This is a genomic window from Micromonospora sp. NPDC049175 (assembly GCF_043197345.1).
In the GTDB taxonomy this organism is placed as follows: Bacteria; Actinomycetota; Actinomycetes; order Mycobacteriales; family Micromonosporaceae; genus Micromonospora.
In genome coordinates this window covers 1,195,968-1,208,199 of the sequence record NZ_JBICSY010000002.1, presented here as the reverse complement: position 1 = coordinate 1,208,199, position 12,232 = coordinate 1,195,968, and the positions used below count along the sequence as shown (strand labels likewise).

Annotated in this window: 8 protein-coding genes; all 8 read right to left on the bottom strand. The window is 72.8% G+C overall.

Annotated features, from left to right (window positions below; genetic code table 11):
• Nucleotides 1–12: 12 nt before the first annotated feature.
• Nucleotides 13–975, bottom strand: coding sequence for a 3-oxoacyl-[acyl-carrier-protein] synthase III C-terminal domain-containing protein (locus ACGFH8_RS12660; protein WP_393366539.1), 963 nt, complete (start codon nt 973–975; stop codon nt 13–15).
• The gene (locus ACGFH8_RS12655; protein WP_393366537.1) at nt 972–2,081 is read right to left on the bottom strand and encodes an acyl-CoA dehydrogenase family protein; all 1,110 of its coding nucleotides are present in this window, start codon (nt 2,079–2,081) and stop codon (nt 972–974) included. The genes ACGFH8_RS12660 and ACGFH8_RS12655 overlap by 4 nt, the downstream gene beginning before the upstream one ends.
• On the bottom strand, nt 2,074–2,355 hold the full coding sequence (locus tag ACGFH8_RS12650; protein WP_393366535.1) for an acyl carrier protein: 282 nt from the start codon (nt 2,353–2,355) through the stop codon (nt 2,074–2,076). Before ACGFH8_RS12650 ends, ACGFH8_RS12655 begins: the two co-directional genes overlap by 8 nt.
• Nucleotides 2,352–3,200: a 3-hydroxyacyl-CoA dehydrogenase family protein gene (locus ACGFH8_RS12645; protein ID WP_393366534.1), complete on the bottom strand. Its 849-nt coding sequence runs from the start codon at nt 3,198–3,200 to the stop codon at nt 2,352–2,354. The genes ACGFH8_RS12650 and ACGFH8_RS12645 overlap by 4 nt, the downstream gene beginning before the upstream one ends.
• Nucleotides 3,197–6,619 carry a thioester reductase domain-containing protein gene (locus ACGFH8_RS12640; RefSeq protein WP_393366532.1) on the bottom strand — a complete coding sequence of 1,141 codons (3,423 nt, stop codon included), beginning with the start codon at nt 6,617–6,619 and terminating at the stop codon, nt 3,197–3,199. The genes ACGFH8_RS12645 and ACGFH8_RS12640 overlap by 4 nt, the downstream gene beginning before the upstream one ends.
• Nucleotides 6,616–6,951 (bottom strand): acyl carrier protein, encoded by a 336-nt coding sequence (locus ACGFH8_RS12635; RefSeq protein WP_393366530.1) that lies wholly within the window; start codon nt 6,949–6,951, stop codon nt 6,616–6,618. The genes ACGFH8_RS12640 and ACGFH8_RS12635 overlap by 4 nt, the downstream gene beginning before the upstream one ends.
• Nucleotides 6,948–9,938: a condensation domain-containing protein gene (locus ACGFH8_RS12630; protein WP_393366528.1), complete on the bottom strand. Its 2,991-nt coding sequence runs from the start codon at nt 9,936–9,938 to the stop codon at nt 6,948–6,950. The genes ACGFH8_RS12635 and ACGFH8_RS12630 overlap by 4 nt, the downstream gene beginning before the upstream one ends.
• Before the next feature lie 80 nt (nt 9,939–10,018).
• Complete coding sequence (locus tag ACGFH8_RS12625) at nt 10,019–11,854, bottom strand: non-ribosomal peptide synthetase (protein ID WP_393367097.1); 1,836 nt, start codon at nt 11,852–11,854, stop codon at nt 10,019–10,021.
• Between the last annotated feature and the right edge of the window lie 378 nt (nt 11,855–12,232).

Genomic DNA, 12,232 nt, shown 5'->3' with positions numbered 1-12,232 from the left:
TCGTTCCCTTCGTCAGATCTGCCAGACCGTGGCCGCCCAGGCCGCCACGGGGCTGTTGTTGAGAACCAGGACGTGGTCGCCGGGCTTGACGTCGCCGTCGGCGAGCAGCCGGTCCAGGTTGAGCACGACATCCATCGCGCCGAGGTGGCCGTACTCGGTCAGCTGCCGCTGGCAGACCGGGTGGATGGGCAGCCCGAGCAGGGATTCGTAGAAGCCGTAGGCGCTCGCCGTCACGTTCTGCATCAGCGTGGCGGCGACCTCGGCCTTGGTGATCCCGGCGTCGGCGAGGACGGTTTCGACGATCCGGCCGAGCCGCTGCCGGCTGTGCAGCGCCAGCTCGAACCGGTACTGGTCGGGTGACTTGCACTCCTCGCGCCACTCGTACCAGGGGGATTGCTTGTAGTCCACCTGGAACAGGTCGTGGAACGTGCCGTCACTCTCCTGCTGGTGCGCCACCAGGGCCGGTCGGCCGTCCCGGACGATTGTCATCGCGTACGCGCCGTCGCCGATGACCGTCACCGGGAAGCGCACCCGGTCCACGCCCGTGGGGCGGCTGGCGTGCGCGATCAGCACGCTCTGCCGGGTCGGGTCAGCGACCAGGAGGTCCCGGGCCAGCGCCCAGGCGGCGCTGGAGCCGGTGCAGCCGAGGCTGTCGAGCGTGAAGGCGAAGGCGCGGTCGAAGCCGCCGTGCAGCTGCAACCGCCCCGCGTCGGAACCGAGCAGGACGTCCGGCGCTCGCGACCCCACCATGATCAGCACATCCGGGTCCAGCGGCGTCGCCTTGCCCAGCTCCTGGCAGGCCTGGACGGCGAAGTCAGTGGTCGGGGCGTCCGCGAACACGCCGACGCGGTCGATCCCGCAGGTGGCGACGAACTCGCGCTCCTCGGTCCGCAGCGAGTCGACCTCGGGCAGCGCGGCGACGGCTGTGAAATCCTCCGGCAGGACGCAGCGGATCGCACCGATGCCCACCGTCATGACCAGACCGCCAGCGCGTGGTCGGCCAGCATCAGCTGGGACATCTCGTTGCTCCCCTCGATGAGCTCCATCAGCTTGGCGTCCCGGTACGCGCGGGCCACCGGGTGCCCGTCGCGACTGCCGGCGGACGCGAGGACCTGCACCGCCGTGCTCGCCCCCTCCGCGGCCCGGGTCGCGGCGAAGTGCTTGGCCAGCACGGCGGCCATGACCAGGTCGGGCGTGCGGGCGTCCCAACACCTGCTGACGTGCTCGCACAGCCTGGTCGCGGCCTGCTCGGCGACCGTCAACTCCGCCAGGTGACGCCGCACGAGCTGGTGGGACGAGAGCGTGGCCCCGCCCTGGGCCCGGGAGCCGGCGTGCCGGGCGGCTTCGGCCAGGCAACTGCGGAGGATCCCCACACAACCCCAGGCCACCGAGACCCGGCCGTACGTCAGTGCCGTGGTGGCGATCAGGCCCAGTGGCATGGCCGCCCCGCCCAGCACCGCGTCCCTCGGCAGGCGCACCCCGTCGAAGTGGACGTCGGCGTGGCCGGCGGCCCGGCAGCCGAGCGGGTCGGCCACCCGCTCGACGCGCACGCCCGGCGCGTCCGTCGGCACCAGCACCGCCGCCGCATCGTCGCCGAACCGGCCGAAGACCACCAGCAGGTCGGCGTAGGCGCCAACGGTGATCCACACCTTCCGCCCGTCGATCCTGAGGCCGGAGCCGTCCTCGCTGATCCGGGTGCTCATCGCGGAGAGGTCGCTGCCCGCCTGCGGCTCGCTGAAGGCGACCCCAGCGAGGCTGCCACTTGTCAACGCGGCCAGGTGGGTACGCCGTTGGGCGGCCGAGCCGAGGCGCAGGACGGTCCACGCCGCCATGCCCTGAGAGGTGAGGACGCTCCGCAGCGAGCTGCACCGGGCCCCGGTGGCGGCGGTCAGCTCGCCGTTGTCCAGGCTGGACAGGCCGAGGCCGCCGTACTCCTGGGGGATCTGCGCGCAGAGCACCCCCTTGGTGCCCAGCTCGCGCAGGGTCTCCAGCGGAATCCGGCCGGTGCGGTCCCAGGTCTCCGCGCGATCGCCGACGGCGGCGGCGACCAGCGCCGCCGCCTCGGACCACCGCTCAGTCATCGGACTCCCCACGCAGTCGCAGGACCAGCTCGGTCATCCGGTCGACAGTCCGGAAGTTGTCCAGCCGGAGGTCGGGGCCGCCGATGGTGACGTCGAACGTCGACTCGATGTGCACCACCAGCTCCAGCGCGAACAGCGACGAGACCAGGCCGGCGGCGAAGATGTCGAGGTCCGGCTCGATGTCCCGTTTGGTCTGCCGCTCCAGGAAGGCGGTGAGCTGGCCGCGGATCGATGCCGGGCTGAGGGTGTGCTGGTTGGCGGTGGATGAGCTCACTTGATCCCCCTGTGCTCGTAGAAGCCACGCCCGGTCTTGCGCCCGAAGTCACCGTCGGCGACCTTGGCCAGCAGCAGCGCGGATGGCTCGTAACCCTGGTCGCCCGTGCGATCGCGGAGCACCCGCAGCGAGTCGACGACGTTGTCCAGGCCGATCAGGTCTGCCGTGGCCAGCGGCCCGGTGCGGTGCCCGAGGCAGCCGGTGAAGAGCCTGTCGATCTCCTCCGGCGTGGCGAGCCCCTCGTCCGCGATGCGGGCCGCCTCGTTGATCATCCGCTGCAGCACCCGGTTGATCACGAATCCCGGCCCGTCCCCGACCACCACGACCTCCCGGCCCATGCTGGACAGGAAGTCCCGGGCCACGGCCAGCGCGGCGGCGGAACTGCGCGGCCCGCGAATCACCTCCACCGTCTTGATCAGGTACGGCGGGTTCATGAAGTGGGCGCCGACGGTGCGCTCGGGGTGCTCGACCGCCCCGGCCAGCTCGTCCACCGGGATGGCCGAGGTGTTGGTGAGCACCAGCGTCTCCGGGCCGATGAGCGCGGAGACCTCGGCGAGCACCTTGGCCTTGACGTCGGCGAGTTCGGTGACGGCCTCGACGACCACGTCGGCGTCGGCGACCTGGCCGAGTTCCACTGTGGTACGCAGCTCCGCCACGTCCGTCCCGGTCTGCGCCCCCATCAGCCGGGCCAGCCTCAGGTGGCTGGTGACCTCGCCCCGGGCCCGTTCCAGCACGGCCGGGTCGACGTCGACCAGGGTGACCGGCAGGCCGTTCCCGACCGCGAGGGCGGCGATGCCGCTGCCCATCACTCCCGCGCCCAGGACTGCGACATGTCGCTGCTTCATACCCGCTCCTCGATCGCGTTGACGTTCTCGCCCCGCCCCCGGGCAAGCTCGGGCAGGAGCGCGGCGAACTCCTCGTGGCGTTCGGCCAGGAAGACCAGGCCCTGGCGCAGCTGCTCGGGGGTGATGGCGGCGGAGAGGCCCTGCTTGCGCAGCCAGGGCTGCCAGCCCCGGACCTGCACGTCGTCCTCGGCCAACTCGTGCCCCTCCAGCTCGTAGAGGGCCACGGCCGACATGACCTCGCTGCCGCCGTCCAGCGCCCGTTCGGCCACCCGCCGTTGCCACTGCGGCAACGGCAACGGCTCGGTCGTCAGGCCGGCCCGGCCGAGCATGTCGAACAGCTCCCGGGTGCTGACGGAGCGCTCGTCGGCCAGGTGGTAGACCCTGCCGACCGAGGACGGCGACAGCGCCAGGGACACGATCGCCCGGGCGATCACGTCGACCGGGGAGACCGGTTCGGCGCGCTCGTCGGTGGGGTGGGCGCCGACGGCGAGGCCACTGGCGAGCATCCGCCAGACCAGGTCCTTGTTGTTGCAGGCACCGGTGTCCCGGGCCGACATGATCAGACCGGGCCGGAACACCCGGCCGCGTACGCCGGCCTCCTCGGCCTTCTCCAACAACCGCTCGCCGACCCACTTGCTGACCCCGTAGCCGCCGAGGTCGGAGTGCAGGGGCTGCTTGCGGGTCTCCAGCCGGGTGCCCGCCGTGCCCGACCCCGCGCCGGTCGCGGCCAGCGTCGACACGTAGCTGAAGTCGCGGATGCCGTGCCGGCACATCCAGTTCAGCAGGCCCGCCATCGGCAGGACGTTGTCCTCCCGCAGCGTCCGGTACGGCTCGGTGAAGACCACCCGGGCCGCGCAGTGCAGCACGTGCCCGACCTGGTCGGCAAGCTCGCCGTCGAGGTCCACGGCACCCGTGCCGGCGAAGGCCCGCAGGTCCGCCGGGACGACCCGGACCAGGTCGGGGTCCGGCTCCGGCAGGGCCAACCGCGCGGCGGTCTCGCGCAACCGCCGCATGCCCGCCCGCTCGTCCGACGCCCGCACCACGCAGTGGACGCGTCGGCCGGCGCGCTGCAACTCGTGCAGGAGGAAGGCACCGAGATAGCCTGCGGCCCCGGTGAGCAGCACGTCCCGGCCCGGTGCCCGGCGCTCCGCCATCGGTCCGATCGACAACGCCAGGTCCGCGTCGATCAGCTCGCCGTCCCGGTCGGCCGCGCTCTGCCGGTCGGGGGTGACGCCGGCCCGGACGATCTCGGCGAGCCGGCGCACCGTGGCCCGGCTGCCGCCGGCTCGGTGCAGGTTGATCAGTACGCCGTACTGCTGCTGGATCCGCAGCACCATCTGCACCGACAGCAGCGACGTGCCGCCCAGTGCGCCGAACTCGTCGTCCAGCCCGACGTCCCCACGGTCGAACAGCTCCCCCCAGACGCCGACGATGCTCTCCTCGATCGAGTCCCCCGCCGTCGCCCGCTGCGCACCGACGGGCACGGGTGCCGGCTGCCGGCGGAACACGTCGAGGTGGTCCAGTGGCCAGTACCGCTTGCGCTGGAACGGGTACGTCGGCAGGCGAAGCCGCCGCCCCCGGTCGCCGCCGACCGCCTCCCAGTCGACCGGCACACCGTGCAGCCAGGCGGTGCTCAACGCCTCATCCCAGCCGTCGTCCCCGGCGGGCACCAGGACCCCCCGCGAGTCGGCCAGGCCTGGTTCGCCACCGGCACCCTCCAGCACCACCGCGTAGCGGTCCCCGGCCAGGTCGAGCCGGTCGACCACGGCCGAGCCGGGCAGCGCGGCCCGCAGCGCGGCAAGCCTCGCGGGCGTCGCCTGCTCCCCCGCCACGATGACGGCGGTGCGGCGAGCGGCCCGGACCGTGCGGACGGCAGGTGGGCGGGGCAACCGCAGCGCCGCCGCGAGCCGGTCGGCCGGCGCGGTCACCACCCGCCGCTCGTCGAAGACCGCCCGCCCGACCCGCAGGGTGTACGCGACGTCCGCCGCCTGCGCGGGGTCGCTGTCCAGCCGGTCGGCCAGCGCCCGGCACAGGTGGTCCAGCTCGACCCGGTTGCGGGCGGAGACGTTCAGCCGGACGACGGGGGCCGGCGGCGCGGCCGGCCGGATCACCGCGGGCGGGGCGGCCACCACAAGTGTGGCGTTGGTGCCGCCCACGCCCATCGAGTTGACCAGCACCAGGCGCTCCGGGTCGGGACACTCGCGGCGGGTGGTGCTGACGAAGAACGGGCTCTTCTCCAGCTCCGCCGGGTCGCGGGCCACGTCGAACGTCGGGTGCGGGGGCAGCGAGCCGGTGCCGGCCACGTGGACCGCCTTGATCAAACCGGCGATGCCGGCGGCCGGACCGAGGTGCCCGATGTTGGACATCACCGAGCCGAGGCCGCAGTAGCCCACGTCGTCGGTGCTGCGCCGAAACGCCTCGGTCAGGGCCAGCAGCTCGATGTGGTCGCCCAGCGGCGTACCGGTGCCGTGGGCCTCGACGTACCGGACCGCGTCGGCGGAGACGCCCGCGACCGACAGCGCCGCCGCGATCACGTCGGCCACCCCGTCGAGGTTCGGGGCGGCGTAGCCGAGGCGTGCGCCGCCGTCGTTGCCGACCGCCGAGCCGCGCAGCACGGCCAGCACGGGGTTACCGTCGGCGAGCGCGTCGGCGAGCCGGCGCAGGACCACCACTCCGACCCCGGAGCCGTACGTGGTGCCGCTGCTGCTCGCGTCGAAGGACCGGATGTAGCCGTCCTCGGAGACCCAGGCCCCGGGGATCGGCTGGTAGCCGAGCAGCGGCTCCACGACTGTCGCGCCACCGGCGAGCACCACGTCGCACTCCCCGGCGAGCAGGCTCAGCATGCCGTAGTGCACCGCGTACAACGACGAGGAGCAGCCCGTCTGGACGCTGACGGACGGCCCGCGCAGGCCGAGCTTGTAGGCCGTCCGCGAGGTCATGAAGTCGGCCTGCCCCCCGACGGTGAGGTCGAGGTCGCCGATCGCTGCCGCCAGCCCGTGGTCACGGACCTTGGCGGCGAAGACCGCGGCGGAGTAGTTGCCGGCGGCGCTGCTGGCGAAGACACCTGTCACCAGGCGGTCCGCGCCCGGTGCCAGCCCCGCCGACTCCAGCGCCTCCCAGCAGGACTCCAGGAAGATGCGCTGCTGCGGGTCGATGGCGTCGACCTCCCGGGGGGCGTACCCGAAGAAGTCGGCGGCGAAGTCGGCCACCCCCGGCAGGGTCGCGCCGACCCGGACGAAGCCCGGCTGGCGCGTTTCCTCCTCGCTGTGGCCGGCCGCGCGCAGTTGTTCGTCGGTCAGTTCCCGCATGGACACCACGCCGGTGTCGACGTTGCGCCAGTACTGCTCGGGGTTCCACGCGTCGGGGAAGCGGCAGGCCGTCCCCACGACGGCGATGTCCGTGTCGGATATCTCGGTCATGACGGGCGAGGCACCTCCGCCGTACGGGCCCGGCCGAGCAGGGCGCGGCGCTGGCTGGCGCCGGTCACCTGTGGCCGCGCCTCCTCGCCGACGCCGGCCAGCAGCCTGGCCTGCGCCCGGATCGTGGCGTGCTGGAACAGGTCGGACACCCGCAACGACCGCTCGGTGAGCTGGTGCAGGTCCTCCCAGAGCATGATGAGCAGCAGCGAACTGCCGCCGGCCTCCAGGAAGTTCTGGTCCGGGTCGAGGCGCTCCGGTTCGTCGACGTCGAGTACCTCGGCCCAGGCGGCCCTGACCCGATCGAACAGTTGCTCCTCCGTCAGGGTGGTCAATGTCCCTCCAGTGGTCGAGCGGTGGGCTGCCGGATGACGTCGTCCGCCGCGGTGATGACCGCGCGCAGAACGGCTTGTGCGGTGACGGGGTCGAACAGGGCGGTGGAGTACAGCAACTCCCACCGCAGGTCCTGCCGGCGATCGAGGACCGAAAGTTCGATCTCGTACTTGAGGTGCAGTGGATCGAGCGGGCGGATCGTGGCGGCGACGTCCGGCCCGAGGTCCGGGGCCGACAGCTCCCCGTCCTCGGCGCTGAGGTAGACCGGCGTCACCGGCGGTCGACCGAGGTCGCGGTCGGGATGCAACGCGGCGGCGACCGCGTCGAACGGCGCCGCGGAGTGCCGGAAGCTGAGATTTGCCGCCTCCCGCACCCGGGCCAGCAGCTCCTGCCAGGTCGGCTCGCCACTGGCGTCGGCACGCAGCACGAGCGTGTCGATGAACAGACCCACCGCGTCGGCGCTGCGTGCCCCCGTCCGCTGCGACCAGGGGAAGGCGAACAGGAAGTCCCGCTGGCCGCCGACGCGGGCCAGCGCCACCGCCAGCAGTGCGGCCGAGACCATGAACATGGTGCAGCCGGCGTCCGCCGCGACCTTGCGCAACCGGTCGGCGCGGGTCGGGTCGAGGTCGTACGTCAGTCGGCCCGCCCGGGTCTCCTGGGTGTCGCTCCGGCCCCTGTCGTACGGCAGGACCACGTCCACCGGCGCACCGGCGAGCGCCTGCACCACCGCCCGGGTATCGCCCCGCGCGGTGTCGTCGGGGTCGGTGTGGCCGGTCTCGGCCACCGGCTCGGGCAGCCCCTCGCCCCGGTACGCCGCCGCGATCTGTCGCATCAGCAGATGCCGCGACCAGCCGTCGAAGACGATGTGGTGGACGACGACGACGAGGATGACGTCCCGCCCGCCCCGGTCCAGCAGATGCGCCCGGGCAGGGGCGGCACGCGCCAGGTCGAAGCCGGCCCAGCTCCACTCCGCCACCGCCTCGCGTACCTGCTCGTCGGTCCAACCCGCGGCGTCCACCACGGTGACTGCACCGGCGGGGCCGTCGGTGCGGTAGTAGACCCGCCGCTGTCGACGGTCGAGCTCGAAGCGGGCCCGCAGCGCCGGATGCCGGGCGAGCACGGTCTCGACGGCGGCGCGCAGCCGCTCGACGTCGACCTCACCGACGAAGTCCACCACTGTGGGGACCAGGTACGCCTGCCGCAGCCACGGCAGGCGGTCGATGGACCAGAAGCGTTGCTGCGCCGGGCTGGTGACCTGCCTGCCATCGCTTCCCGCCGGCGTCGCGACGGCCACCCGGGGCGGAGCCACGAGCAGCCGGGCCAGCCCGGCCACCGTCGGGTCGGCCAGGAACTCCCGCGCCGACAGGACAGTGCCGTCCTGTCGTTCGATCCGGCGCAGCATGGTGACGACGAGCAGGGAGTGGCCGCCCATGGCGAAGAAGTCGGTCGCCGGGGTCAGCCCGGCCACGATCACCTCCGCAGGCTCCTCGACGAGGTCGGTCAGCGCCGTGGCGAAACACTCGGCGGCCCGGCGCACCGCCGCTTCCGGCACCGGCACCACCGTGGCCGTCGCGGGCACCGCTGTCGCGGGTGCCGGCGCCGTCGTCGTCCAGGCCGGGTCCGGACCGAACCGGACCAGCTCCGCCAGGGGTACGGAAAACCGCTCCGTCACGGCCCCGAGCAACCCGAGGTACGCCTCGGCCAGCGCCGCCACCACCGTCCGGGGATAGCGGGCCAGGTCGTACTCCCAGCGGGCGTACCACCCGTCGGCCCGCTCCTCGACGGTGAGCATCAGGTCGAACTTGGCGGTGCCGTTGGGCAGCACCTCGGGCAGCGCCCAGCGCACCGGCACCTCCGGGCCGGGCACGGGGAAGTTCTGCAGGGCGAAGGCGACCTCGACCAGCTCGGTACGCGCCGCGGCGGTGAGCTGGTGAAACGGCAGGCGTTGGTAGAGCAGGGTGCGGAACGCCTCGCCCCGCGCCTGGGCACACAACTGCGCGAAGTCGTCCGCCTCGCCCAACCGGGCCCGCAGCGGCACGGTGTTGGCGAAGAAGCCGACCACGTCGTCGGCCTCGGGACCGGGCCGGTTGGCGGCGATCACCCCGTACCGGAAGCTGTCACGCCCGGACCAGAGGCCCAGCAACACCTGGAACCCGGTGCCGAACAGCACGAACGGTGTGAGGCGGTGTTCGGCGGCCAGTTCGGTGACGCGGTCCCACAGCCCTGCCGGGAGGGCGGTAACCACCTCGTCGCCCGCCCGCACCACCGCGCGCCCCGATGCGCCGGGCAGCGCACCCGCCAGGGTGAGTCCGGGCCCGGCGGCGAGGAGTTCCGCCGCCCGCTCCGCCACCGCGGCGCGCGCGTCGGGCCGGTGCCCGGCCTCCCGGTCGCGCCGCGCCAGCTCGACGAAGCGGGCCGGAACGGCGGGCAGGTCAGGCTGCCGGCCGTCGACGCCGGCCGCGTACGCCGTCGCGAGGTCGGCGCAGAGCCGCCCCATCGACCAGCCGTCGAAGGCGATGTGGTGCAGGACCAGCAGCACCGCGTCGCCGCCGGTGAGGCCCGTGAACGCGGCGCAGCGCAGCACCTGGCCGGTGGAGAGGTCGAGCGGCGCCGCGCAGAGTTGGCGTACCTCGTCCTCGACGTCGGCCCAGGACCTGCCGGGGGCCCGAACGACTCGGACCGCCACGTCGGCCGCCGGGCCGACGAACTGCTCCGGCTCGTCGCCGCGCAGCCGGTAGCCGGTCCGCAGGATGTCGTGCCGGGCCGTCACCGCGGTCAGCGCGGCACCGAGCACCGCCAGGTCGACAGGGCCCTGCCAGCGCAGCAGCACGGGAACGAGGTAGGTGGCCGCGTCGGGGGCGGCGGCGTCGATCAGCCACAACCGCTCCTGCGCGAAGGACAGCGGGCCGCACTCCGGACGGTCGGTCTGCGGGCCGCTGGCCGGTGGGATGCCGGTCTCGGGCACCGACCGGGGCGCTCGGGTGTCCATTCGTGTTCCTCCCGTTACCTGCGCTCGCCGAGGTCGCCACAGCGACCGGCTCCGCACGTCCGCGTGCTCCGGATGGCCGATCAGTGAGTGCGCTCGAGCGCGACCCTGATCTGGTCGGCGAGGTGGGCGAACGAGTCGGCCAGCAGCACGTCGTGCGGCTCGGATCGAACGCCGAGGCGGTCCTGGACCCGCCCGGCGAGCTGGACCGCCATGATGGAGTTGCCGCCCATCTCCAGGAAGTTGCGGGTCGGGGTGGGCTCGCTGCCGACCACGTCCCGCCAGATCACCCGCAGGGCGGCGGTCACCGGATCGGCCTCCGGCCCGACGGCGACCTCCGGCCCGGCCGGACCGGAGGCGGCGGCGTCCGGACCGGACTCCGCCAACAGCCGGGCGATCGCGGCCCGGTCCACCTTGCCGGTCGGGCCGATCGGCGGTCGTCGGTCGAGCGGGACCCACCGGGAGGGCACCATGTAGTCGGGAACCTGCTCGGCCAACCGCCGGGCCAACTCGGTGAGATCCAGTTCCTCGGCCGCCGGCACGACAGCCACCGCGAGCAGCGCCTGCGGCCCGTCGCCGAGTTTCTCGGCGTACGCCGCGTCGGCCAGGCCGGTGGCGGTGACGGCCAGCTCGATCTCGTCCAGCTCGATGCGGAAGCCACGCACCTTCACCTGCCGATCACGCCGGCCCAGCACCTCGAAGACACCACCGGGAAGCTGGCGGGCCAGGTCGCCGGAGCGGTAGAGGCGCTCGTCGGTGCCCGGCCGGGTGACGAACCGCTCGGCGGTCAGGTCGGGACGGCCCAGGTAGCCCAGGGCGACGCCGGGACCACCGATGTACAGCTCGCCGACCTCGCCCGGCGGGACCTCGGTGAGGTCCGGGCCGAGCACCTGCAGGCTGGTGTGCTGGAGGGGACGGCCCACCGGGACGCGGTCGCGGCCGGCCAGGCTCTCCGGGGTGCAGTCGTGGAACGCGGCGAAAGTGGTGGTCTCGGTCGGGCCGTACCCGTTGACCAGCCGTGCGGGCGGCGAGCCGGCGAGCAACCGCCGTACGACGGACAGGTCGAGCTGCTCACCGCCGACGAGGACGGTGCCGACGCTGCGCAGCGCGGCCGGACGTTCCCGGGCGATCAGGTGGAACAACGAGGTGGTCAGGAACAGCACATCGACCGACAGGTCGTCCAGATGCGTCGTCCACTCCTCGAGGGGCAGGTCCGTCACCGCGGGCAGGGGCACCACGCAGCCGCCGGCGGCGAGCGCGCCCCAGACCTCGAAGGTGCTGGCGTCGAATGCCGGATTCGAGGTGTGGGCCACGCGATCACCGGGCGCGACGGTGCAGAACAGCGGCTCGACCACCAGCCGACCCACCGCCCGGTGTGGAACCACGACCCCCTTCGGCTCGCCGGTCGAACCGGACGTGAACATGACGTAGATCGGGTCGTCCGCGTCGATCAGGTCCGGAACCGGGCCGGGCGCAGTCGGATCGTCGGCTGCCGCCGGGTCGACACGCCGGGCGGCACCGAGCCACGGCTCGTCCTGATCGGCGATCACGACGGAGACGCCCGCCGTGTCAAGCGTCCGGCGCACCCGGTCCACAGGTGCCGCGGAGTCGACCGGCAGGTATGCCGCGCCGGCACGCGCCACCGCGAGCATCGCCACGATCAACGACCGACCGCGCGGCAGGGAGAGGGCGACCACCTCGCCCCGGCCTACGCCCAGCCGGCGAAGGTGGGCGGCCAGCGCGCCGGAGGACCGCCACAATTGCGCGTAGCTCGTCGCTTCTGCACAGGTCGGGTCAAGAATGGCCGGGCTATCCGGTCGGCTCTGGACCCAGCGCTCGACGAGTGACGGCACCGCTCGCGAACATTCTGCTGGCAACACATTCCCCCTGAATGCGCTAGCGACAATGAGCAAGGGCATCACGGATGACAATGTCTCCGCGCGGTAGTCCCGCGCCACATTACCAAGACAGCACCGAGCACAATAGTGATCCAGGTCACAGCAATCGGGTGGAGCGGCCGACTTTGCCTGGATAGAAAAATGGCGAAATAGTACCACCTAAGATTACCTAGAGTGAAACAACGGTGCCGTTGCGCATCGCGGAGACCGTCGGCGCCGGCACGCCACAAAGCGGTCCCAACACGGCCATGACCTGCAATTTTCCGACTACGCGACGCCCTCGTTCGAACACCTGGGAACAATCCGTAGACCCGCATCACGGAAAGTAGCCATCTCCCACACCGAGGCCGAAGTCCGTTATCATCGCGGACGCTTCAAGCATGAACCGACCTCGACGCC

Excerpts from the sequence above, each read along its gene's own strand:
- ACGFH8_RS12655 (WP_393366537.1), bottom strand. The coding sequence starts at position 2,081 with ATGACTGAGCGGTGGTCCGAGGCGGCGGCGCTGGTCGCCGCCGCCGTC.
- ACGFH8_RS12630 (WP_393366528.1), bottom strand. The coding sequence starts at position 9,938 with ATGGACACCCGAGCGCCCCGGTCGGTGCCCGAGACCGGCATCCCACCG.
- ACGFH8_RS12660 (WP_393366539.1), bottom strand. The coding sequence starts at position 975 with ATGACGGTGGGCATCGGTGCGATCCGCTGCGTCCTGCCGGAGGATTTC.
- ACGFH8_RS12625 (WP_393367097.1), bottom strand. The coding sequence starts at position 11,854 with ATGCCCTTGCTCATTGTCGCTAGCGCATTCAGGGGGAATGTGTTGCCA.
- ACGFH8_RS12640 (WP_393366532.1), bottom strand. The coding sequence starts at position 6,619 with ATGACCGAGATATCCGACACGGACATCGCCGTCGTGGGGACGGCCTGC.
- ACGFH8_RS12645 (WP_393366534.1), bottom strand. The coding sequence starts at position 3,200 with ATGAAGCAGCGACATGTCGCAGTCCTGGGCGCGGGAGTGATGGGCAGC.